This window comes from Bacteroides sp. 4_1_36 (assembly GCF_003466325.1).
GTDB lineage: Bacteria > Bacteroidota > Bacteroidia > Bacteroidales > Bacteroidaceae > Bacteroides > Bacteroides uniformis.
The window spans coordinates 124432-148249 of record NZ_QSOX01000002.1 but is presented as its reverse complement, the minus strand read 5'-3'; the positions used below and the strand labels follow the sequence as shown (position 1 = coordinate 148249).

The 23818-nt window shown below is 51.7% G+C and carries 17 protein-coding genes and 1 riboswitch; of the genes, 6 read left to right on the top strand and 11 right to left on the bottom strand.

What is annotated here, in order from left to right; all coding sequences use genetic code 11:
- Nucleotides 1-123 precede the first annotated feature (123 nt).
- From DXD65_RS03425 to pncB, 4 genes are all read left to right on the top strand, one after another.
- The gene (locus DXD65_RS03425) at nt 124-1551 is read left to right on the top strand and encodes a TolC family protein (protein WP_016273658.1); all 1428 of its coding nucleotides are present in this window, start codon (nt 124-126) and stop codon (nt 1549-1551) included.
- A gap of 12 nt (nt 1552-1563) precedes the next feature.
- Nucleotides 1564-2559 (top strand): HlyD family secretion protein, encoded by a 996-nt coding sequence (locus DXD65_RS03420; protein ID WP_009038534.1) that lies wholly within the window; start codon nt 1564-1566, stop codon nt 2557-2559.
- Nucleotides 2556-4946 (top strand): ABC transporter permease, encoded by a 2391-nt coding sequence (locus tag DXD65_RS03415; RefSeq protein ID WP_117887342.1) that lies wholly within the window; start codon nt 2556-2558, stop codon nt 4944-4946. Before DXD65_RS03420 ends, DXD65_RS03415 begins: the two co-directional genes overlap by 4 nt.
- 240 nt (nt 4947-5186) lie before the next feature.
- Nucleotides 5187-6371, top strand: a complete 1185-nt coding sequence (pncB, locus tag DXD65_RS03410; RefSeq protein WP_057252480.1) for a nicotinate phosphoribosyltransferase — start codon at nt 5187-5189, stop codon at nt 6369-6371.
- 31 nt (nt 6372-6402) lie between these two features.
- Here the strand turns inward: pncB and DXD65_RS03405 are convergent, their stop codons facing one another.
- The 5 genes from DXD65_RS03405 to DXD65_RS03385 all read right to left on the bottom strand — a co-directional run bounded on the left by DXD65_RS03405 (nt 6403) and on the right by DXD65_RS03385 (nt 11088).
- Entirely contained in the window at nt 6403-6972 is a 570-nt protein-coding gene (locus DXD65_RS03405) for a cob(I)yrinic acid a,c-diamide adenosyltransferase (protein WP_035448420.1), read from the bottom strand.
- A 3-nt stretch (nt 6973-6975) separates the two neighbouring features.
- Nucleotides 6976-7569, bottom strand: coding sequence for a zeta toxin family protein (locus DXD65_RS03400; protein WP_005829300.1), 594 nt, complete (start codon nt 7567-7569; stop codon nt 6976-6978).
- Nucleotides 7569-7766 carry a hypothetical protein gene (locus DXD65_RS03395; protein ID WP_005836934.1) on the bottom strand — a complete coding sequence of 66 codons (198 nt, stop codon included), beginning with the start codon at nt 7764-7766 and terminating at the stop codon, nt 7569-7571. The genes DXD65_RS03400 and DXD65_RS03395 overlap by 1 nt, the downstream gene beginning before the upstream one ends.
- A gap of 143 nt (nt 7767-7909) precedes the next feature.
- Nucleotides 7910-9628, bottom strand: coding sequence for a fimbrillin family protein (locus tag DXD65_RS03390; RefSeq protein ID WP_035448418.1), 1719 nt, complete (start codon nt 9626-9628; stop codon nt 7910-7912).
- 50 nt (nt 9629-9678) lie between these two features.
- A complete protein-coding gene (locus DXD65_RS03385; RefSeq protein ID WP_117887341.1) occupies nt 9679-11088 on the bottom strand; it encodes a cobyrinate a,c-diamide synthase in 1410 nt (469 codons plus the stop codon).
- 94 nt (nt 11089-11182) lie between these two features.
- On the opposite strand from DXD65_RS03385, the gene DXD65_RS03380 reads away from it, so the two are divergent.
- Nucleotides 11183-12613 (top strand): phosphotransferase, encoded by a 1431-nt coding sequence (locus tag DXD65_RS03380; protein ID WP_008663434.1) that lies wholly within the window; start codon nt 11183-11185, stop codon nt 12611-12613.
- 25 nt (nt 12614-12638) lie between these two features.
- The gene (locus tag DXD65_RS03375; RefSeq protein ID WP_057252485.1) at nt 12639-13379 is read left to right on the top strand and encodes a nucleotidyltransferase family protein; all 741 of its coding nucleotides are present in this window, start codon (nt 12639-12641) and stop codon (nt 13377-13379) included.
- Between the two features lie 95 nt (nt 13380-13474).
- On the opposite strand, the gene DXD65_RS03370 is transcribed toward DXD65_RS03375, so the two are convergent.
- The 6 genes from DXD65_RS03370 to carA all read right to left on the bottom strand — a co-directional run bounded on the left by DXD65_RS03370 (nt 13475) and on the right by carA (nt 23817).
- The gene (locus DXD65_RS03370; protein ID WP_008663430.1) at nt 13475-15160 is read right to left on the bottom strand and encodes a putative transporter; all 1686 of its coding nucleotides are present in this window, start codon (nt 15158-15160) and stop codon (nt 13475-13477) included.
- Between the two features lie 127 nt (nt 15161-15287).
- Nucleotides 15288-16820 carry an acyl-CoA carboxylase subunit beta gene (locus DXD65_RS03365; protein ID WP_005829355.1) on the bottom strand — a complete coding sequence of 511 codons (1533 nt, stop codon included), beginning with the start codon at nt 16818-16820 and terminating at the stop codon, nt 15288-15290.
- Between the two features lie 54 nt (nt 16821-16874).
- Entirely contained in the window at nt 16875-17390 is a 516-nt protein-coding gene (locus DXD65_RS03360) for a biotin/lipoyl-containing protein (protein ID WP_005829357.1), read from the bottom strand.
- A gap of 31 nt (nt 17391-17421) precedes the next feature.
- Nucleotides 17422-18933, bottom strand: a complete 1512-nt coding sequence (gene accC / locus DXD65_RS03355) for an acetyl-CoA carboxylase biotin carboxylase subunit (RefSeq protein WP_057252490.1) — start codon at nt 18931-18933, stop codon at nt 17422-17424.
- A 134-nt stretch (nt 18934-19067) separates the two neighbouring features.
- Nucleotides 19068-19273, bottom strand: a riboswitch (cobalamin riboswitch).
- 13 nt (nt 19274-19286) lie between these two features.
- Nucleotides 19287-22523, bottom strand: a complete 3237-nt coding sequence (gene carB / locus DXD65_RS03350; RefSeq protein ID WP_035448620.1) for a carbamoyl-phosphate synthase (glutamine-hydrolyzing) large subunit — start codon at nt 22521-22523, stop codon at nt 19287-19289.
- Nucleotides 22524-22740: 217 nt separating this feature from the next.
- Nucleotides 22741-23817 (bottom strand): glutamine-hydrolyzing carbamoyl-phosphate synthase small subunit, encoded by a 1077-nt coding sequence (carA, locus tag DXD65_RS03345; protein ID WP_008664430.1) that lies wholly within the window; start codon nt 23815-23817, stop codon nt 22741-22743.
- Nucleotide 23818: the final 1 nt, after the last annotated feature.

Here is a 23818-nt window from a genome sequence, read left to right as displayed (position 1 = left end):
CATAAGCCATATCTTCGGAAACTATTCGTTATATTTGTAACGTTCTATTCAAAAAGATGACTACTGAACAATTCCCACCTCCTCTTGTTTAGAGAAACAAGAACCCCTAAACCGAACGAACTTATGAATAATCTATTATGCCGGAGATTCTTTCCGGCTGCTGCCTGCGTACTGCTTGCCATCGGTGGAGTGGCCGCACAAACCTCCCTTCCCCTTAGCTTCGGTGATGCCCTAAGGCAGATGCAAAACGGCAACCGCAGCCTGAAAATAGCCGACAAGGGAATTGAAGCCGCCCGTGCGGAACGTGACAAACTGAATGCCCTCTGGTACCCCTCCCTGCAAGGTGCCGGTACGTTCGTGCATCTTTCCGAAAAGATAGAGGTAAAACAGCCCCTTTCCCAGTTCACCGACCCGGCAAAGGACTTTGTGCACAACATCGTGCCGGACGACCAATTCATCAGCAGCATACTCGACCAGATAGGCTCCCATACCCTTGCCTTTCCACTGGCTCCACGCAACCTGACTTCCGTCGGCCTGACCGCCGAATGGGTCGTATTCTCCGGCGGCAAGCGCATCCGGGCCTCGAAGATAGGCAACACCATGATAGACATTGCCCGCGAAAACCGGGGACAGACCGATGCCACGCAACGCACCCTGCTGGCAGAAAGCTACTTCGGGCTGAAACTTGCGCAAGAGGTAGTACGCGTGCGGCAGGAGACTTACAACAGCCTGCAACGCCATTACCAGAATGCCCTTAAACTGGAAGCTGCCGGCATGATAGACAAGGCAGGCCGGCTCTTTGCCCAAGTGAATATGGATGAAGCTGCCCGTTCACTGGAGGCTGCCCGGAAGGAGGCCTCCGTCGTGCAAAGTGCCCTGCGCACCCTGCTCAACCTGCAAGACACATGCAGCATCCATCCTACCTCGGAGCTTTTCATCAACGACCAACTGCCCGCCAAAGAGGAGTTCCTGCAAGCCATGCGGGTGGAGAACTACACCGTGAACCAACTGCAACTACAGTCACAGATTGCCCGCCAGCAGCTCCGCATCGACCAGAGCGGCTACCTGCCGGACATCGCCGTATTCGGCAAGCAGACCCTCTATGCCCACGGTATACAAAGCAATCTTGTCCCCCGCACCATCGTAGGTGTGGGCTTCACCTGGAACCTGTTCGACGGACTGGCGCGTGAGAAGCGCATCCGCCAGTCGAAGATAGCCCAGCAGACCCTTGCCCTGGGACAAGAAAAAGCCAAAGAAGACCTGAGCGTAGGCATCGACAAGCTCTACACCCAACTGCAAAAGGCACAAGACAACGTACGCGCCTTGAATACCACCATCGAGCTGAGCGAAGAGCTGGTGCGAATCCGCAAGAAATCCTTTGCCGAAGGCATGGCAACCAGTACCGAGGTCGTAGATGCGGAAACGATGCTGGCAACCGTCCGCGTGGCGCGTCTGGCAGCCTACTACGAATATGATGTGGCACTGATGAACCTGCTGGCTATCTGCGGAACGCCGGAACGGTTCGAGAAATATTTCGAGACAACTTATTAAAACCGACCCTTTATGAAAATCAATAATAAAAGCATCAGCATTGCATTCGTCATTATCCTGGCCGCAACGGTCATCATTTCGCTTGCCGGCATATTACTCATGAGCCGGCAGCCCCTGGTCCTGCAAGGACAAGTGGAAGCAACGGAAATACGTATCAGCGGAAAGCTGCCCGGACGTGTGGACTCCTTCCTCGTACAAGAGGGCGACTGGGTGAAGGCAGGCGATACGCTTGTCGTCATCAACAGCCCCACCATCGAAGCCAAATACCGCCAGGTGAATGCCCTGGAGCAGGTGGCCCAGGAGCAGAACAAGAAGATAGACGCCGGTACCCGCCGCCAGATTGTGGCCACCGCCCGGCAACTCTGGAACAAGACGCAGAGCGACCTTGCCCTCGCCAAGACCACTTACCAGCGCATTGTAACGCTTTATAAGGACAGTGTCGTCACCTCCCAGCGGCGTGACGAGGTGGAAGCCATGTACAAAGCCGCCCAAGCCGCCGAACGTGCCGCCTACGAGCAATACCAAATGGCCGTAGACGGAGCGCAGAGCGAGGACCGCGCCTCGGCCCGCAGCCTGGTGGAAGCGGCGCGAAGCACCGTCGATGAAGTCTCCTCCCTCCTCGTCGACTCCCGCCTGACTGCTCCCGAAGACGGCCAGATAGCTACCATCTTCCCCAAACGCGGAGAGCTGGTGGCCCCCGGCACTCCCATCATGAGCCTTGTCGTGATGGACGATGCACACGTGGTACTGAACATACGCGAGGACCTGATGCCGCAGTTCAAGATGGGAGGCACTTTCCGTGCCGATGTCCCCGCCATCGACGGCAAGGACATTGAATTCCGCATCTATTACATCAGTCCGCTGGGCAGCTTCGCCACCTGGAAATCCACCAAACAGACGGGCAGCTATGACATGCAGACGTTCGAGATACACGCACGTCCCACACAGCAGGTAGAGGGATTGAGACCGGGGATGTCCGTACTCTTAAAAATGAAGAATAAAAAATGAAAGATAAAGAATTTGGCTACGCAATGAAAGCGCTCCGCATGGTTATCCGTCGCGAATGGCACCGCATGACCTCCCGCCGTCTATACCTCGGCGTCTGCGTCGTGCTACCCTTGCTCTGTCTGTTCTTCATGGCCACCATCTTTGGAAACGGACAGATGGAGAACATTCCCGTGGGTATCGTCGACCTGGACAACACTGCCACTTCGCGCAATATCTCCCGACGCATCTCTGCCGCCCCCACCTTCCGTGTGACGGAGCACTTCACCGACGAAGCCGACGCCCGCCGGGCATTGCAACAAAAGGACATATACGGCTACCTCGTCATCCCGCCCCGCTTCGAACAGAAGGCGGTGACGGGAACTGGCGCAACGCTCACCTATTATTACCACTATGCCCTTCTTTCGGTAGGCAGCGAGCTGATGGCGGCGTTCGAGAATACGCTTGCCCCCGTGGCGCTCTCGCCCATCGTGATGCAGGCCGAAGCTCTGGGAGTCAGCGGAGAACAGATACAGACCTTTCTGCTCCCCGTAGAAGCCAGTACCCATCCCCTCTACAATCCGGACATGGACTACTCCATCTACCTGAGCCAGCCTTTCTTTTTCGTACTGTTCCAGATACTCATCCTGCTCACCACCGTCTACTCCATAGGCAGCGAACTGAAATTCGGCAGCGCCGGCGAATGGCTGGAGATGGCACGAGGCAATATCCTCACTGCCGTAGCAGGGAAACTGCTGCCCTATACCCTCATCTTCTCGTCCATCGGTATCCTGGCAAACTATGTACTGTTCGGCCCGCTACATATCCCCTTCGCTGGCAGTCTGTGGCTGATGAATGCAGTGACCGTGCTCTTCATCATCGCTACCCAGGCATTGGCGGTCTTTATCTATTCTATCTTTCCCAAGATTGCCTATATCATCAGTGTAGTATCCATGGTGGGGTCGTTGGGGGCTACGCTGTCCGGAGTCACGTTTCCCGTTACAGCCATGTATGCGCCCGTGCATGCGGCCTCCTACCTCTTCCCCGTGCGGCACTTCACGGAGGCGGCACAAGCCATGATTTACTTCGATGCAGGGTTTGCCTACTTCTGGCAGTCGGTAGCTACACTCTTCATCTTCCTATTGGCAGCACTGCTGATACTGCCATTGCTGAAATGGTGGATAAAAAAAGAGATAAGGGAAGAAGCAATCTCCGCCTCCCCATCACCTTGCCCACCTACCGCATTGTCAACAGCTTCCGTCATCCGCCACGAGTGGCATGCCATCGCCACCAATCCCGCCATCCTGCTCGTGCTGGCAGGCGGTATCTTCCTCTACGGACTGCTCTACAACTACATGTACGCCCCCAACCTGGTGCGCAAGGCTCCCGTCGCAGTGGTAGACCTCTCCCACTCCGCCCTCAGCCGCGAATACATCCGACTGCTCGACGCCACTCCCCAGACCGCCGTCTACGGCCAGACACCCAACATCCTCGAAGCCCGCCAATGGATGAAGCAGGGCGACGTGGCAGGCATCCTTTACCTGCCTGCCGACTTCGAGGCACGTGTGGCACGGGGCGAGACTTCGGTCTTCGTACTCTATGCCGCCACGGACGCTTTCCTCAACTTCAAAGGACTGCAAGAATCCAGTGCGCGCGTCATGCTTGCCGTGAACGATGCCCACCGCATGGAGGGCACCGTATTCCTACCTCCGCAAGGACTGCTGGCAGTGGCTTCGTCCGCTCCCGTCAGCGTGTCCGGCACGGCGCTCTACAACTATACAGAGGGCTACGGTTCCTATCTGATTCCCGCCGTCCTAATTGTCATCATCTTCCAGACGATGCTGATGGTGATTGCCATGCTGACGGGCGAGGAAGCGGAAGCCCGAAGAAAAGGAATACGGCTGATGCGTGCCGACTCATTGAAGGATACATTACGGATTGTCGGAGGCAGGACCTTCGTATACTTCATGCTCTACGTGGTGTTTTCCCTATTCCTGCTGGGACTGTTGCCGCACCTGTTCAGCATCCCACACATCGGCAGCGGAGGAGACATCGTCACAATGATGATACCCTTCCTGCTGGGCACGAGTTTCCTTGCCCTGGCCGTCTCCCGCTGGTTTACAGACTCCGAAGCGCCGTTGCTGATGATAGCCTTCTTCTCTGTGGGCTATATCTTCCTTTCGGGCGTGTCCTATCCGCTGGAGCTGATGCCGTGGTATTGGCAGACAGCCCACTATCTGTTTCCGGCAGGTCCTGCCGTACTTGCTTTTGTAAAACTGAATTCAATGGGTGGAACGCTGGCCGACGTATGGCCGCAGATGCTGACGATGTGGATACAAGTATTGGTCTATGGAACTTTGGCGCTCTGCACTACACGCCACCTCTACGGAAAAGGAAAAGTGAAGGCATAAAAAAAGGCTATCTATCCCAGACAGCCAATCTTTTGTTAACCTTAAATCTAATACTATGAAAAACACATTGCAAATGTACGGACTTCCCCGAAATATCCAAAATTTCTGTCCATGACGGTCTCATTTATAACATGGTTTAATAGGAATATGCCGTTGTTAACAGATAGAGGCTGGTCAAATAAGAAATTTTCACTATCTTCATCCCCAAAATCGAACATCATAACTAAAGAATATTTTGCCATGATTCATACCATACTCGATACAGACCTTTACAAATTCACCACCTCGTATGCCTACATCAAATTGTTTCCCTATGCCATGGGCACTTTCAGCTTCAAGGACAGAGACGACACCGCCTATACGGACACGTTTCTGAAGGAACTGCAAGAGGCGGTGGACAGCCTGGCACAGACCGTACTTACTGCCGAAGAGCTGGAATACATGACCCGCCACTGCCGTTTCCTGCCGAGGGTCTATTGGGAGTGGCTCTCCTCCTTCCGCTTCCAGCCGGAGAAGGTAAGCATCCATCTGGACGAGGACCGGCACCTGAACATTGAAATCACGGACTATCTGTACAAGGCCACCCTTTACGAAGTCCCCCTGCTTTCCATCGTATCCGAAATAAAGAACCGTTCTTTGGGAAACGTGGCCGACATGGACGGCATACTCTGCAAACTGTCCGAAAAGGTGGCACTCTCCAACCGACACCAGCTGTATTTTTCGGAGTTCGGCACCCGGAGACGCTTCTCGTTCGAGGTACAGGACAAAGTCATAGACCGTCTGAAGGAAACCGCCGAATACTGTACCGGGACTTCCAACTGCCACTTCGCCATGAAATACGGCATGAAGCCTATGGGGACGCATCCGCATGAATGGTTCATGTTCCACGGCGCACAGTTCGGCTACAAACACGCCAACTACATGGCCTTGGAAAACTGGGTGAACGTGTACGACGGTGACTTGGGCATCGCACTGTCCGATACCTATACCTCCGGCATTTTCTTAAGTAACCTGAGCCGCAAGCAGGCCAAACTATTCGACGGTGTACGCTGCGACTCCGGCGATGAATTCGATTTCACCGACAAGCTCGTTGCCCGCTACCGCGAACTGGGTATCGACCCTACCACTAAAACCATCGTCTTCAGCAATGCGCTCGATTTTGGCAAGGCACTCGACATCCAGGAGCATTGCAGGGGCAAAATCCGCTGCTCCTTCGGCATCGGCACCAATCTGACGAATGATACCGGATTCAAGCCCTCCAACATCGTAATGAAACTGACGCAATGCAAGATGAACGTCAACCAGGAATGGCGCGAATGCGTGAAGCTGTCCGACGATGCAGGAAAGCATATCGGCAGCGAAGCGGAAGTACGGGCATGTCTGTATGATTTAAGGCTCGGACAGCAAATAGAACCCCTATGCTGAAAACAGCTTCCCGGCGGTTAGCGATAAGTGCTTACTGTCTTTTCCTTTTGTAGGCAAACTCTTGCCATTTCTCCTCCGGCCAGTCCTGCCGCTGCATCTCCATGCGGGCCATGACGAAGAACAAGTCCGAAAGGCGGTTGATGAAGCGCAGAATATCCTCGTTCACGGGGTCTTGGCGATGGAGTGTCCACAAACGGCGTTCGGCACGGCGGGCCACGGTACGGGCAAACTGCAGTTGGGCTGATATGGGAGTGCCACCAGGCAAAAGGAAGTAGCCGTTGTCCGTCAGCAGGACGGTCATGGCATCCATCTCCTGCTCACAGCGCAGCGTGAGCTCTGCGGCAGAAAGCGGATTAGGGTTCACCACTCCCGAGGGAGTGGCCACATGGCTCATCACCACCATCAGTTCCCGCTGGACAGCATGCAGCAACTCCTGCCAGGCATCTTTTGCCGCCAGCATGGAGCGCACGATACCAATCACGGCATTCAATTCATCAAGACATCCGTTTGCCTCGATACGGATATCGTCTTTCGGCACGCGCATGCCACCATGAATACCTGTTGTTCCTTTGTCTCCAGTTTTGGTATAGACTCTTTTCATTCTCTATTTGATAAGGAACTGTGCCCACTGCGGGATTTCCTCTACATATTGTTTGAAGAGGGTCCCGTTTACAGTGCGGAACAATAATCGAGGAATTTGATTTTCTATTGAATTATCGTAGACATATACCCTATCAACCAAGGATATTGCTTTGCCTATATTCAATAACGATTTATAATAACGGGAAATAATTTTGGAAATGGGAACTTCATGCCCTCCATTCAAATAGCGCTGTGTAATACGCCGTACATTTATCTCAGGATTATTTGTACAGACAAAAAAAATGCGAATAAAAAATCCTGCTTTTTTTGCTTCTTCAACAAATGCAAGTTTTTCGTCTGAGGAAAAGACTGTTTCAAATACAAAATCTTGCCTTTTCCTTAAACACTCATAACGCATTTTAGTCGCCAATTCTGCTGCCTTCAATACTGCAACGGGAGAATTCCAATCACCATATTGTTCTTGCGCTATATTATCAGGATTAATGTAAAGGCTATTTTCTGCCCATTCATTATGAAGCAGTTGCACTGTCGTAGAAGTTTTACCCGAACCATTCGGACCAGCTACTATACAAAGTGTCGGATTTTTTTCGTTCATCACATGGATATATCACTTACATTTTTAGCTCTATATGCTTTCAATTTTTCTCTCACCTCTTGCATTCTCCGCTCCAATTCTCTTTTTGCCTTGCGAGAACTTTCACGGGCCGCAACAGCCACTTGTTCCATCAAAGCATGCAGTTGTTCATCAGTAGGGTCTTCCAAAGAAGACAAGCGATAAGTATTCAGTTTCATAATCATAATATATTTAAATGAAAACAAAGATACTCCACTATTTCGAGAACACAAACGAAATTACATAAAATATCAATGCGCTATCCGGACTTTTTCATAATGAATTCAAACTTAGATTAGGACTATTTTTAATCAAGGAATGATTAAAATGCAAAAAACGGCCGGACATGCCATGCAGAAGTCTTATTATATCCTTGTAAGCAAACCCTTTCCCACTTATATAAGGGATCATCAATATGCCAGAGAAGCATCCAGCTTCTATCTTTATCATATTGAGAACTGCAACTGAAACCAAGTCTGTAGTTCACGTTAAACTGCGGTAACGATTTACCAACTTTGGATAACTGTCCTTCTAATTTATCTAACGTTTCCTGTCCCCACTTTTCATCTTGTAAACCATTACCGGTATTGTGTTGGAAGTTTTCCGGAGATCTTCCACAAATATTCACCAACATATCAAACCATTGCCCTATACTTGGCAGAAACCACGGACTGCGTTCAATCCCATCCGGTACCTTATTGCTGTTATTGTAAGTTTTCACCAGATAAAAAGCACGACAGTCGCTTACAAAAGATGCATCACCCTCATGATTTGCCAGCATCTGTAAAGTTTCAGAGTAGCCATTCATGTTATTCTTGATTCTACTAAAATCATGCTTTGACTTTACATCAGCTATTGATATTGTGTCAATACCCACTTCGATTAAATCCACCGGTCCCCAATTCCCTTCTTTCAAACTATCCAACATCATCACATAGGCATGATTCCATCCCTTTTCATTGCACTTCTTGTCTGTCATCCTTTTCGGATCGCAAGTAATTACCATTCCGATAGCATTTTTATAATCATAGATTTTCCCATCTTCTTCCAACATTCCATTTCCTGGATGTACCTCTATTCTTCTATCGATTTCGTTCTGAAAGATAAAATCCCCGGGATAAAGCTTTCTTTCTATACTTCCTTTACCGGGTACGGGACTGATAACTTTCAGAGTATAGCATTTTCCAGAAACAAGAGTGATGGAGCTGCCCGAATAATTTATCTTTATATTCGTATCATCTCTTCCATTGGTAGTCGTATAGTTTCCGGTAACCCGTGCATTTGCTTGTGGCGGAACAATGGCACAATATTTCAAAGAATCTATCTGATATGGAGTAATACCATTCAGACTCACATTAATAGCTACCGAGTCTGTTCCTAAAACCCTCGATTCCATATGGTAAACAAAGCCTGCCTTTTCAGGAGCAAAACAACCTACGTATACTTGCGGTTGCAACACAAGCAATGCAAACTGGTGTTGAAACTGCAAGCTCAAGATTATTCCGGAAGAATTGTCAATAGCAGGTACGCCGGTGGCAATCAACAAGTCGCTGACAATATGCTTTTCTGTTGTGGACTGGTCTTTCGAAGGTTGCAGTTTTTCATTCCCGGTCAGTGAGGCAATAGCTCCGTCCATACCCTTTGAGACATCTATTGTGATATTCCTCCTATATGGATAGTATGCGACATAACTCACTCCATCATACCAATAAAGTGTACCATTTCCCACCGGATTCCAACTGCCGCTTGACCTATTGTAAACCAATTTGGCATTATCAATATCATCCATTATAGCACCGTCCTTTATGGCAAAAACACCAATCGAATCACCATCGACAAACTCCATTTTAAGATGTTCATCCTTTACAGAGGTACGTGTAGAGGACTTTCCTGCATGGGATAACTCTTCAAAATCAGCTACTATAGCCCGGATTGTAAAGGGGACTCCCTCACAGCCCGTAGACCTTTTCTCTATCGCAAAGATACAAACAAATTTGGAATATAAATATGCAGAAATACCGGGACTTTTCAAGCAAAACATGAAAGGAAAAAGAAGGAAAGTCCAGCAGATTCAAAAGATGTTTTACAAGATTAGGCTCCACCGAACAAAGACATCACATCCATCTCGCCCCAATACAGATGTGTATAGCTGGCAATCAGGTTCTTATAACGAAAAATGGGAGTAGCGACCTTCTCTCCTCTGGCATTGAAAACCTGCACTATCGAGGGAGTAAGACTGTACGCACCACTTTCTTTTCCACCAGCTTCGGGCACAGCAAGCTGCGTATAATGGAATTCGTGTCCTTTAAGCCGCCATCCGTTATAGTCGAACCGACGGTATCCCAATGTCAGTTTCCTGCGTTTACGCTCGTTCGTGATGCTGAAAGGTAATACTCCCACCATCTCATTTCCGACATTGCTTACACTGTTCCCGGTGCTTCTTCCATCGGTATTAATACTTCCCCCGTCCGTATCCCCATCAGAAAGAACGGACTGCGAAAGATATATCATCCCCCCGCATTCTGCCAGCGTCCTGCCACCGGCCTCTATATAGCTGCGGATAGACTCCCTGGCAAGCCTTGCCCCGGCAAGTTCCTCCAGACGGTTCTCGGGATAGCCGCCGGGCAGATAGAGCAAATCCGTCTCTTGCGGAATAGCCCGGTCTTGCTCCGGATTGAAGAAAGTGACCGTGCCCATACGGCGCAGAATATCCAGATGCTCCGCATAGAGGAAGGAAAAGGACTCTTCGTTGCGCGCTACCGAGATATGTAGCTTCCCCGGCTCTGATAGTACCGACTTCTCCTCCACAGCCGCCGCAGGCAATGGAAGCCCGATTGTCGAGAGCAGCAGTTCCCAGTCCACATGTTCCTCCAGCAAGCCTGCCAGCATGTCCAGCCCCTCCGTCTCCTTAGAACGGCTGAAATCCAGCCCCAGATGGCGTGACTCCTGCTCCAGTTCCTTCTGCTTGGGCAGATAGCCCAGACAAGTCACGTTCAAGTCTTCACAGACCTCCTGCAGCATCCGGTAGTGGTGGGGTGAGCCGACACGATTGAAGATAACTCCCGCAATACGTATATCCGGACGGAAATTGATGAACCCCGACAACAAAGGAGCCATGGAATAGGCAGCCGACTTGGCATCGACCACCAGCACCACAGGAATACCCAAGAGCCGTGCCACTTCTGCCGACGAGCCCCGGTCGCGGTCGTACCCGTCGTACATCCCCATCATCCCCTCGACCACGGCAACATCAGCATCTGCCGAATAGCGTGCATACAGACTGCGGACATGCTCCGGAGATGCCATGAAAGTATCCAGATTGATGGAAGGACGGCCGCATACCGCCTCGTGATACTTAGTATCTATATAATCGGGACCGCACTTGAAAGGCTGCACCTTCAGACCTTTCTTCACAAACAATGCCATCAGTCCACGACTGACGGTGGTCTTTCCACTGCCCGATGTAGGGGCGGCTATGAGAAACTGAGGAATGGAATCCATTATGAAGCTATCAAATTAAATATTTTCCTCCTGCAAAGGTAAGCATATCTCCGACAAAAGTTTTATCTTAGCTGCAAAAATAAAACATACCACCATGATAACCGAAGAACTTAAGAAACTCTACATCGCACATACCGGACACGAACCGGAACAGATTGACGAACTCCCCTCCTCCGGCTCCAACCGCCGTTACTTCCGCCTCATCGGAAGTCCTACACTTATCGGCGTCAGCGGAGAGTCTGTGGAGGAGAACCGCGCCTTCCTCTACATGGCAGAACATTTCCGACAGAAAGGGCTGCCCGTACCGCAAGTGTTCATCCGCTCCGAAGATGATATCTATTATCTGCAAGAAGACCTGGGCGACTCGCTCCTATTCAATGCCATCGAAAAAGGCCGCAAGACCAGCGTATTCGGCGAGGATGAGAAGCAGTTACTGCGCAAGACCATCCGTCTGCTGCCTGCCGTACAGTTTGCCGGAGCCGACGGCATGGACTTCTCCTACTGCTACCCGCAGGCAGAGTTCAATAGCCGCAGCATTCTGTGGGACTTGAACTACTTTAAATACTGCTTCCTCAAGGCTACGGGAATGGACTTCCAGGAAGACCGGCTGGAAGACGACTTCCAGAAGATGGCAGACGTGTTGCTCCGTAGCAGCTCCGCCACCTTCATGTACCGCGACTTCCAGAGCCGTAACGTCATGATAAAGGACGGCGAACCGTGGCTCATCGACTTCCAGGGCGGACGCAAAGGTCCGGTCTACTACGACGTTGCCTCCTTCTTGTGGCAGGCCAAAGCAAACTATCCCGACAGCCTGCGCCAAGAGTTGCTGAAGGAATACATCGACGCCTTGCGCAAGTACCAGCCCGTGGACGAGGCTTATTTCTATGCCCAGCTTCGCCACTTCGTATTGTTCCGCACCATGCAGGTGCTGGGTGCCTATGGTTTCCGCGGTTACTTCGAGAAGAAGCCCCACTTCATACAAAGTGTCCCCTTCGCCATCGAGAACCTGCGCCAGCTGCTCCAAGAGCCTTATCCCGAATATCCCTACCTCTGCCGGATTCTGCGCGAACTCACCGAGCTGAAACAGTTTACAGACGACCTGCAAAAGCGCCGCCTCGTGGTGAAAGTCACCAGCTTTGCCTACAAAAAAGGTATCCCCGAAGATTCCACGGGCAACGGAGGAGGTTTCGTCTTTGACTGCCGCGCTGTGAACAACCCCGGCAAGTACGAGCGTTACAAACCCTTCACGGGACTGGACGAACCCGTTATCCGCTTCCTGGAAGACGACGGCGAGATAGCCGTATTCCTGGAGCATGCCTACGCCCTTGTCGACGCTTCCGTGAAGCGCTACATGGAACGCGGCTTCACCAATCTGTCTGTCTGCTTCGGCTGCACCGGCGGACAGCACCGCTCCGTGTACTCGGCACAACACCTGGCGGAACATCTGCACAAGAAGTTCGGCGTGCAAGTGAACCTGATACATAGAGAACAGAATATTGAACAGACGTTTAAGGCCAAAGTTTAATGTGCTAATGTGAGAATATGCCAATATGAAAGCCATGATTTTCGCCGCCGGCCTGGGCACCCGGTTGCGCCCCTTGACGGACCACATGCCCAAGGCCCTCGTTCCCGTAGCAGGAAAACCCATGCTGGAACGGGTGATACTGCGGTTGAAGGAAGCAGGATTCAACGAGATAACGGTCAATATCCACCACTTCGGGGAGCAGATTATCGACTTCCTCCGTGCCCACGACAACTTCGGCACGGAGATTCACATCAGCGACGAACGCGGCATGCTGCTCGACACCGGAGGAGGCATCAAAAAGGCACGCCCCTTTCTGGACGGACAAGAACCTTTCCTGGTGCACAACGCGGATATTCTGACGGACATTGACCTTGCAGGTCTCTACCGCCACCATCTGGAGAGCGATGCGGAGTCTACCCTGCTTGTGAGCGAGCGCAAGACTTCCCGCTATCTCCTTTTTGACGACGACTACCACCTGCACGGCTGGATAAACAAGTCCACCGGAGAGGTGAAACCGGCAGGCTTCGACTACCGGGAAACGAAGTACCGGGAACTCGCCTTCGGAGGTATCCACATCATCTCCCCCTCCCTCTTCCACCTGATGGACGATGGGCAGTGGGACGGCAAGTTCTCCATCATTCCTTTCTACTTGTCCGCCTGCACAAAGGTGCATATACAAGGCTATCCGCTGCAAGGATTCCGCTGGTTCGACATCGGCAAACCGGAGACACTGGCACAAGCGGAGGAATACTACAAACAAAAATAACAAGTAATGTAAAGCAGCCTAACATTACTTGTTAGCTCCCTTTACATTACTTGTTATCAAATCAACCTATGTACCATAGATTATCTATGGTGAAACTACGCCAACGCCAGTATCAGCAACTGAGCCGTCAGCACCCGCAGGAACATAGCCAGCGGATAGACTGTGGCGTATCCCACCGCAGGGGCATCGCAGGATGTCAAGTCCGAGGAATAGGCCAATGCAGGCGGATTGGTGTTAGCTCCGGACAGCACACCTATCAGCGTATAGTAGTTCAGCTTCCAGAAATAGCGCCCCATGAATCCTGTCACCAGCAACGGAACGACCGTGATGATGGCCCCATAGCCAATCCACACATAGCCGCCTTCGTAGATAATGGTATCGATGAATCCCTTTCCTGCACCCAACCCCACGCAGGCCAGGAACAAGGCGATACCGATTTCGCGTATCATCAGATTGGCACTCATCGTCGTGTAGGTTATCAGCTTATATTGAGGCCCGAAACGGCTGATGAGGATGGAAACCACCAACGGTCCACCGGCCAGTCCCAGTTTCACGGGTTGGGGAATGCCGGGGAACATGAACGGCAGACTGCCCAAGATACATCCCAGGGCAATACCCAGGAAGATAGGAATCAAGTTGGGATGGTTGAGACGCTTCAGCGAGTTACCCAGCACCTTCTCCGCATGACTCACGGCAAGCTCACTGCCTACAATCGTCACACGGTCTCCCATCTGCAACTGCAAGTGGGGAGTTGCCACCAGATCCACGCCCGAACGGTTGATACGGGTGATGCAGGCACCGAAGTTGTTACGTATCTTGAGCTGAGACAGAGACTTGCCGTTCAGTTCCGGCTTGGTGATGAGGATGCGGCGTGAAATCAAGTTCTTGTCCTCCCGTTCCCACTCCACCGAAATTTTTCTTCCGAAGAAGGCAACAATGGCCTCCACATCTTTCGGGTTGGCAATGAACAGAATTTCATCCTGCATGTGCAGCACCGTATCGGCATTCGCCAGTTCTGTTTCCTGACTGCCGGTGTGCCGGATGCGGGAGATGACAAACGCACGGTTCAACAATGGTTTCACATCTCTGATCCGCTTGCCGTCTATTGCCTCATTGCGTATCTCTACCGATATGGGACGCACGGTCAGCTCCTGCAGATGACCCAGCCCGTGCTCGGCATCCTCCTCTTCTTTTTGGGTATTAATCCGCATGAAGAACTTCAAGGCAAGCAGCGCCAAGATGCAGCCCACCACACCCAGCGGATAGGCAACGGCATATCCGAGTGCGATTTCCGGAGCATCCACCCCGTTGAGGTCACTGTTTGCCTGCTGGGCAGCACCCAGACCGGGGGTATTGGTCACGGCTCCGGACAAGATACCCACCATCGTAGTAATGGGGATTCCGGTGGCAAAGTGCAACACAATGGTGATAACCACGCTGAGGAAGACAGAAAGCATTGCTACCATGTTCAGCGTAAGTCCGCCCTTCTTGAAAGCGGAGAAGAATCCCGGTCCCACTTGCAGACCGATGGAATAGACAAACAGTATCAAGCCGAACTCCTTCAGGAAGTGCAGCAGATGTTCGTCGAGGTTCATGTCGAAATGTCCGAAGACAATGCCCACAAACAAAATCCAGGTGACACCCAGCGAGATACCCGCCACCTTCAACTTGCCCAGCATGATACCGAAGGTGATGACCAGGGACAGAATCAGGACAGAGTGTGCCACTCCTCCGCCCCAAAGATTGGGATAACCCTCAAAGAGGTTTCTTAATAGTTCCATAGTTTCTATCTTTAGTTTTTACTTTTCAGCCTTATTGTTTAATTCTTAATTCTCTATTTAAAAAGTGTATCCCCACAGAAATCACTTCTCCGGGGATACGCATTTCACACATAAAAAATAACTACTATTATAAAGGCATGTTGCCGTGCTTTTTCGGTGGATTGCTCTGATTCTTGTTGTGCGCCATCTCCAATGCCTGCACCAGCTTGTAGCGGGTATCGCGCGGCATGATGACCTCGTCTATGAGGCCACGCTCGGCGGCGCGGTAAGGGTTGGAGAACTTGCTTTCGTACTCCTTGATAATCTCCTGCTTCTCTTCGGCAGAGGACTTGCGGTAGAGGATGTTCACTGCACCCTCGGCACCCATCACGGCAATTTCCGCCTGCGGATAAGCCAGGTTCACGTCGGCACCCGTCGGCTTGCTGGACATCACGATGTAGGCGCCGCCGTATGCCTTGCGGGTAATCAGCGTTATCTTGGGCACGGTGGCCTCGGCATAGGCATAGACAATCTTGGCGCCGTGGCGGATGATGCCGTTGTGCTCCTGCATCGTTCCGGGCAAGAAGCCAGGAACATCTTCGAAGGTTATCAGCGGGATGTTGAAGCAGTCGCAGAAACGAATGAAACGTGCCGCCTTGTCGCTGGCATCAATATCGAGCACACCCGCCAAATAGGCAGGTTGGTTTGCCACGATACCTACCGAACGCCCGTTCAGACGACCGAAACCGATAACGACGTTCTTGGCAAAGTGAGGCATCACTTCGAAGAAGTACTGGTTGTCCAGCACCGGTTCTATAATATCCTTGATGTCATAGGGCATGTTCGGGTCCTCAGGAATGACGGTCTGAAGCGCCTCTACCCGGCGATGGATATCGTCGGAGCAGGGAGTGAAGGGAGCATCCTCCATATTGTTGGACGGCAGGAAGCTCAGCAGCTCGCGGATGCTCATCAGTGTCTCCTCCTCCGTATTGCACATGAAGTGGGTAACGCCGCTCTTGCTGCTATGCGTATAGGCACCGCCCAGTTCCTCCTTGTCCACCTCCTCGTGGGTCACGGTCTTTACCACGTCCGGACCGGTGATAAACATGTGGCTCTGCTCCTTTACCATGAAGATAAAGTCGGTAAGCGCCGGAGAGTAGCATGCCCCACCGGCACACGGACCCAGAATAGCGGATATCTGCGGAATGACACCCGACGCAATGGTGTTCTGATAGAAGATGGAGGCATAGCCTGCCAAGCTGTTCACACCTTCCTGGATGCGTGCGCCGCCCGAATCGTTGAGGGCAATGACGGGAGCACCGTTCTTCAGGGCAAGCTGCTGCACCTTTACAATCTTTGCGGCATTCGTCTCGCTGAGCGAACCGCCATGCGCCGTGAAGTCGTAGGCATAGACAAATACAAGGCGGCCGTCTATCTTTCCGTAACCGGACACCATGCCGTCTCCGGCAATCTGTTTCTTCTCCATGCCGAAGTTGGTGCAACGGTGGTTCACGAACTTGTCCAGCTCATTGAACGAGCCTTTGTCCAGCAGCATGTCAATACGTTCGCGGGCAGTCATGCGGCCGGAGGCGTGTTGTTTCTCTATCTTGTCTACGCCCCCACCCAGCGAGGCACGTTTATCCAGTTCCTCAAACTGGCGGTATATTTCTTCTCTGTTCATATTTGCATTTACAATTTAGTGATTTATAATATACGGACTGAATGCGACTCGGGATTATTCCTCCTTTATCAACTCCAATTCAATCAATACTTGGTTGGCATTTACCGGTTCGCCCTCGCCCACGAGGATGTTGCGGACGATGCAGTCGGCATTTACCTTATAGTTACTCTGCATCTTCATGGCTTCCAGCACCACGGCAATGTCTCCGGCAGCCAGTCGGTCGCCCACCTTGACGGGGATGCTCACTACCTTGCCCGGCATCGGCGCCAGAATCTTGTCGCCCTGCTTCTCGTCGGCTCCTTTCTTCATGTGCAGATACTTGGCTTGCGTGTCCACGATGTCCACATGAAAGGAACGCTGGAGCATGCTGATGTCATAACTCTTGCCGCCCTCGCCGCGCACAAGGCCTGCGTTGAACGAGTTTCCGTTGTGCAGGATGGAGCAACTTCCGTTCTCTGCCATCACAATGTCCACTTCGTAGGGCTTTCCGTCAATGGTAAGTTGTACCTTATTCCCTTCCTTACCCACCAGGGTAATGTCTGCGATACGGTCTCCTATATGTATTTCCATTATTAATTATCCATTATCAATTATCCATTCCTTAAATCCTGAGCACTCCCTTCTGCAAGCCAAATTCCCTCCAACGGCTGATGGGGCGGCCATCGGACAGCTGTGCCGAAACATTCTCCTCCAGATTGACCAGATAGTCCATATAGGCAGCTATCATGGCGATGTTCTCCAACTCTTCGTTGGCAGTGTTGGTACGTACCAGCATGCGGGCGTTCTTCTCGATAAAGAGGGTGTTGTACTCTCCCTTCACAAAGTCGGGCACGTGCATGATGCGCTTCAGATAGGCAAGGTTGGTCTTTACGCCCGTAATCTTGTACTCGTAGAGCACACGGCGCATACGCTCGATGGCATACTGGCGGGTGGTTGCCCATACGATGAGCTTACCTATCATAGGGTCGTAGTAGATGGGAATCTCATAGCCGTCGTACACGTAGCTATCAATGCGGACACCGATTCCGTTCGGTTCCGTCAGTTGCTTGATGACACCGGGAGACGGCATGAAGTTGTTTTCCGTATCTTCGGCACAGATGCGGCACTCTATAGCATGGCCGCGCTGGAACAGTTCCTCCTGCTTGAGGTGCAGCACCTCGTCGTTAGCAATGCGGATTTGCTCTTTCACCAGGTCCACGCCTACCACTTCTTCCGTGATGGGGTGCTCCACTTGCAAGCGCGTATTCATTTCGAGGAAGTAGAACCGACGGTTCTTGTCTACCAAAAACTCGATGGTACCTGCACCGGAGTAGTTCACTGCCTTGGCTGCGGCAACCGCCTTCTCCCCCATCTCCCGGCGCAATTCCGGCGTAAGGAAGGGTGACGGGCTTTCTTCTACCACCTTCTGATTGCGACGCTGCACGGAGCATTCGCGGTCGAAGAGGTGGATGACGTTGCCGTGGTTGTCGCCCAATATCTGGAACTCGATGTGGTGGGGTTCTTCCACGAACTTTTCCAGATAGACCGTGTCGTCTCCAAAGGAGGACATGGACTCGGAGCGTGCCGTGTTGTAGGCTTCCACCACTTCGCTCTCGTTATGGATAAGGCGCATACCTTTACCACCGCCACCCATAGACGCCTTCAGCATCACGGGATAACCTACCTCGTTGCAGATGCGCACGGCTTCTTCGGCACTCTGCAAAGGTTGTTCCGTTCCGGGAACCACGGGTACGCCTGCCGCAATCATTCGCTTGCGGGCAGCTATCTTGTCGCCCATCGCCTCCATCGTCTCGGCGGCGGGACCGATAAAGATAATCCCTTCCTCCTTGCAACGGCGTGCAAACTCCGAGTTCTCCGACAAAAAGCCGTAACCCGGATGGATGGCATCGGCACCGCATCGCTTTGCCGTGGCAATCACTTTTTCAATATTCAGATAACTCTCTTTTGCCACGGCCGGTCCTATCGGATAAGCCTCATCGGCATATGCCACATGATGAGAGGTGCGGTCGGCCTCGGAGAAGACCGCAACTGTAAGCAGTCCCATCTCCCGGCACGAACGCATGACGCGCAAGGCAATCTCACCTCTGTTGGCAATCAATACTTTCTTAATCATTTTACTTTTTCTTTAATATATAAAGGATATATATAGTCACACCACAATGCGGACATACCTTTAACAAAGGCATTCCATTTCTTGTTTAAATGTTCAACTAATATCTTCGTACTGTCTTCCTAACCCACGAGCAAAGGCAGCCTTTAATGAATGGCAGGTCTTCTGACTGACTCCTAATCCTGAAGCCTTCCCGATATTTCAATGCATATCAGTGGCAAGGGTGTTTTTCATGATATAAACGGAGCTTCACAGCAGCGGGACTGTCCGGGATTTACACCCGATTCCCTTTTAATCCAGATGATGGAAACATGCATCCGGAACCAATTCGCGGGCAAAGATAACAAATTAAATCATCATTTGTACTCCGCCCACGACTTGATAGCCAAATCATCCGGCATCATCGTGCAGAATGCATTGATGAACGCACTTGCCAGACGGGCATTCGTTATCAACGGAATATTGAGGTCGATGGCGGCACGGCGTATCTTGTAGCCGTTATCCAACTCGCCTGCGGTGAGGTTCTTCGGAATATTGACCACCATGTCTATCTCCTTGCGGTGCAGCATGTCGAGTGCCTGCGGCTGGCGTTCGGGTTCGCTGGGCCAGTAGACGCGCGTATTCTCCACACCGTTCTCCGTAAGGAAGTTGCTGGAACCACCCGTGGCAAATATCTTATACCCCTTCTTCTGAAGCATACGCGCGGCAGAAAGCATGTCCACTTTCTGCTTCGGAGTACCGGTAGAAAGCAGGATATTTTTCTCTGGAATACGATATCCCACGGAGAGCATCGCCTTGAGAATGGCGCAGGAAGTATCGCTGCCGATGCAACCCACCTCGCCCGTGCTTGCCATATCCACACCCAGTACCGGGTCGGCCTTCTGCAGACGGTTGAAGGAGAACTGGCTCGCCTTGATGCCTACGTAATCCAAATCGAACAGATTCTTGTCCGGCTTCTGTACCGGAATGCCGAGCATCACCTTCGTGGCAAGTTCAATAAGGTTTATCTTCAGCACCTTGCTGACAAACGGGAACGAACGGCTGGCACGGAGGTTGCACTCAATCACCTTGATGTCGTTCTCGCGTGCCAGATACTGGATATTGAACGGACCGGAGATGTTCAGCTCACGGGCAATCTCGCGGCTGATGCGCTTGATGCGGCGCACCGTCTCCACATACAACTTTTGTGGCGGGAACTGGATAGTGGCGTCACCGGAATGCACTCCGGCAAACTCGATATGCTCACTGATGGCGTACGCGATAATCTCTCCATCTTGCGCCACAGCATCCATCTCCACCTCCTTGGCATGCTCAATGAACTGGCTCACCACTACGGGATGTTTCTTGCTGACATTCGCCGCCAGCTTCAGGAAGCGTTCCAGCTCCTCCCGGTTGGAACAGACGTTCATCGCAGCGCCGGACAATACGTAGGAAGGACGGACCAATACCGGGAAGCCCACCTTATCCACAAAGGCGTTGATGTCCTCCAGGGAGGTCAGCGCCCGCCATTCGGGTTGGTCTACACCAATGCGGTCGAGCATGGCGGAGAACTTGTCACGGTCTTCGGCATTGTCGATGCTCCTGGCGCTTGTGCCGAGAATAGGTACCTTCTGCGCATCGAGGCGCAGGGCAAGGTTATTCGGTATCTGACCACCGGTAGAGACAATCACCCCGTGGGGATTCTCCAGTTCGAGAATATCCATCACGCGCTCGAAGGTGAGCTCGTCGAAGTAAAGACGGTCGCACATGTCATAGTCCGTAGACACGGTTTCGGGGTTGTAGTTTATCATGACACTGCGGTAGCCTTCCTGGCGGATGGTGTTCAGGGCCTGCACGCCGCACCAGTCGAACTCTACGGAAGAACCGATGCGGTAGGCGCCGGAGCCCAATACGACGATGGACTTGTGGTCGCCGAGGTAACGGACATCATTTGCCGTGCCGCTATACGTTAGGTAGAGATAGTTGGTCTGTGCGGGATATTCGGCGGCAAGGGTATCTATCTGCTTCACTACGGGCAGAATGCCTGCACTCTTGCGGAAATTGCGGACGGCAAGGATGGCTTCTTCGCCGTCCATTGCTTGTTCCAAGCCGAGGGCACGGGCTATCTGGAAATCAGAGAAGCCTTGTACTTTGGCTTTACGCAACAAGTCCACGGGAATCATTGGCAACTCTCCATCAGCCATAAAAGAGTGCAGTTCCCTGCTGGTATCCATGATGTTCATCAACTTCTCCAGGAACCAACGGTCTATCTTGGTCAATTCGTGCACCTGGTCCACCGTATACCCGGCACGGAAGGCTTTGGAGATGACAAAGATACGTTTGTCGGTAGGTTCGCGCAGAGCCTTGTCCAAATCGGCAATCACCAGTTCCTTGTTCTCTACGAAGCCGTGCATGCCCTGGCCTATCATGCGAAGCCCCTTCTGGATGGCTTCCTCGAAAGTACGGCCGATAGCCATCACCTCGCCTACCGACTTCATGCTCGAACCCAGCTCTTTGTCCACCCCGTGGAACTTGCCCAAATCCCAACGCGGTATCTTGCAGACCACATAGTCCAGGGCGGGTTCGAAGAAAGCGCTTGTAGTCTTTGTCACAGAGTTGTTCAAGTCGAACAAGCCATAGCCCAAGCCGAGTTTTGCCGCTACAAACGCCAACGGATAACCCGTTGCTTTAGAGGCAAGTGCAGACGAACGGCTCAAGCGTGCATTTACCTCGATTACCCGGTAGTCCTCGCTCATCGGGTCGTAGGCATACTGCACGTTACACTCTCCCACAATGCCGATGTGACGGATAATGCGGATAGCGAGTTCACGCAATTTATGATAGTCCGTATTGCTCAACGTCTGTGACGGGGCAATAACGATGGACTCACCCGTATGGATGCCCAGGGGGTCGAAGTTCTCCATGTTGCAGACCGTGATGCAGTTGTCGAAGCGGTCGCGCACCACCTCGTATTCCACTTCCTTCCATCCCTTCAGCGATTTTTCCACCAACACCTGTGGGGAGAAGGAGAAGGCTTTCTCCACCAGCACATTCAGCTCTTCTTCATTGTCGCAAAAACCCGAACCCAGTCCGCCAAGCGCGTATGCGGCACGGACAATGACCGGGTATCCCAGTTCCCGGGCTGCGCGACGGGCATCCGCTGCATTCTCCACAGCTTCGCTCTTGATGGTCTTCACATCAATCTCATTCAGTTTCTGCACAAAGATTTCACGGTCCTCCGTGTCAATGATGGCCTGCACGGGAGTGCCGAGAACCGTCACGCCGTACTTCTCGAAAATCTTGTCTTTATAGAGGGAAACACCGCAGTTCAGTGCCGTCTGCCCACCAAAAGCAAGCATGATGCCGTCCGGGCGCTCCTTCTCTATCACCTTCTCCACGAAGTAAGGAGTGACGGGCAGGAAGTAAATCTGGTCGGCAACTCCTTCCGAGGTCTGTACCGTGGCAATGTTCGGATTGATGAGAACCGTGTAGATGCCTTCCTCCTTCAATGCCTTGAGCGCCTGCGAACCGGAGTAGTCAAATTCTCCTGCCTCACCGATTTTCAGTGCACCGGAACCGAGCAGCAGGACTTTCTTTATATTGTTTTCTTTCATTTGCATATCTGTTTATTAAAAATGTAATAGTAGTAATAAAACCTTATCTTTCTCTTACCTTACACAATCAGTCACTAATTGAATGGCATTCAGTATAGGACTGAAAGGTATTCACTCTGGGACTGAATGACATTCAGTATGGGACTCATTATACCGTCTTTTACATACTGATTATCAAGAGATTATGAACGCAATCATTCTTGATAAAATTCTCTTACTAAAGCAACTTCACAAAGTCATCAAAAAGAAACTCCGTATCCGTCGGCCCGCTGGCAGCTTCGGGATGAAACTGTGCGGAGAACCAGGGATTGCGTTTGTGGCGGATTCCTTCATTAGAACCATCGTTCATATTGATGAAAAGCGGTTCCCAGTCTTCTGTCAGCGTGTTGTTGTCTACGGCATACCCATGATTCTGTGAGGTGATGAAGCAACGTTCCGTACCCACCATACGCACCGGTTGGTTATGGCTGCGGTGACCGTATTTCAATTTGTATATCTTGGCGCCCCCAGCTTTGGAAAGCAACTGGTTTCCCATACAGATGCCGAAGATGGGCAGTTTCTCGTTCTGCATTGCCTTGCGGATATGCTGCACGGCAGCATCGCAGGTATCGGGGTCGCCAGGGCCGTTGGAGATGAACAACCCGTCGAACTCCATCCCAGTATAATCATAGTCCCAGGGAACGCGAATCACTTCCACGTCACGTTTCAGCAGGCAGCGGATGATGTTATGCTTGACGCCGCAATCCACAAGGAGCACTTTCTTCTTACCGGTTCCTTCGTTGTAACGGATAACCTCCTTGCAGCTAACTTTATCCACATAATTCACATCGGCATAAGAGGCCTCAGGCATTTCATCCGATTCATCATCAAAGGCGATACGTCCCATCATCACCCCATGCTCGCGAAGCACCTTTGTCAGTTCGCGGGTATCGATGCCCGTGATGCCCGGAATCTGTTCGCGTTTCAGCCAGTCACCGAGACTTTCCACCGCATTCCAATGGCTATAATTTTCGCTATAATCGCTTACAATAATGGCTTCGGCATGGATATGCTCGCTCTCCATAAAAGTGGCAAGCCCATTCGGTTCGAGAGTAAAAGGCGGCACACCGTAATTGCCCACCAACGGATAGGTGAGCGTCATCAGCTGTCCGGCATACGAAGGGTCGGTCAGGCTTTCGGGATAACCCGTCATGGCTGTGTTGAAGACCACCTCTCCCGCTACCGGTTTTTCAAAACCGAACGACTTGCCGTGGAAGCGGCTCCCGTCGTCGAGGATTAGAGTTACATTTCTCATT

Bases quoted from the DNA above. Each gene is read 5' to 3' on its own strand.
- DXD65_RS03360 (WP_005829357.1), bottom strand. From the start codon at position 17,390: ATGGAAATACATATAGGAGACCGTATCGCAGACATTACCCTGGTGGGT.
- DXD65_RS03390 (WP_035448418.1), bottom strand. From the start codon at position 9,628: ATGTTTTGCTTGAAAAGTCCCGGTATTTCTGCATATTTATATTCCAAA.
- DXD65_RS03365 (WP_005829355.1), bottom strand. From the start codon at position 16,820: ATGAACAGAGAAGAAATATACCGCCAGTTTGAGGAACTGGATAAACGT.
- DXD65_RS03400 (WP_005829300.1), bottom strand. From the start codon at position 7,569: ATGAACGAAAAAAATCCGACACTTTGTATAGTAGCTGGTCCGAATGGT.
- DXD65_RS03375 (WP_057252485.1), top strand. From the start codon at position 12,639: ATGAAAGCCATGATTTTCGCCGCCGGCCTGGGCACCCGGTTGCGCCCC.
- DXD65_RS03420 (WP_009038534.1), top strand. From the start codon at position 1,564: ATGAAAATCAATAATAAAAGCATCAGCATTGCATTCGTCATTATCCTG.
- accC (WP_057252490.1), bottom strand. From the start codon at position 18,933: ATGATTAAGAAAGTATTGATTGCCAACAGAGGTGAGATTGCCTTGCGC.
- carB (WP_035448620.1), bottom strand. From the start codon at position 22,523: ATGAAAGAAAACAATATAAAGAAAGTCCTGCTGCTCGGTTCCGGTGCA.
- carA (WP_008664430.1), bottom strand. From the start codon at position 23,817: ATGAGAAATGTAACTCTAATCCTCGACGACGGGAGCCGCTTCCACGGC.
- pncB (WP_057252480.1), top strand. From the start codon at position 5,187: ATGATTCATACCATACTCGATACAGACCTTTACAAATTCACCACCTCG.
- DXD65_RS03385 (WP_117887341.1), bottom strand. From the start codon at position 11,088: ATGGATTCCATTCCTCAGTTTCTCATAGCCGCCCCTACATCGGGCAGT.
- DXD65_RS03370 (WP_008663430.1), bottom strand. From the start codon at position 15,160: ATGGAACTATTAAGAAACCTCTTTGAGGGTTATCCCAATCTTTGGGGC.
- DXD65_RS03380 (WP_008663434.1), top strand. From the start codon at position 11,183: ATGATAACCGAAGAACTTAAGAAACTCTACATCGCACATACCGGACAC.
- DXD65_RS03415 (WP_117887342.1), top strand. From the start codon at position 2,556: ATGAAAGATAAAGAATTTGGCTACGCAATGAAAGCGCTCCGCATGGTT.
- DXD65_RS03405 (WP_035448420.1), bottom strand. From the start codon at position 6,972: ATGAAAAGAGTCTATACCAAAACTGGAGACAAAGGAACAACAGGTATT.
- DXD65_RS03395 (WP_005836934.1), bottom strand. From the start codon at position 7,766: ATGAAACTGAATACTTATCGCTTGTCTTCTTTGGAAGACCCTACTGAT.
- DXD65_RS03425 (WP_016273658.1), top strand. From the start codon at position 124: ATGAATAATCTATTATGCCGGAGATTCTTTCCGGCTGCTGCCTGCGTA.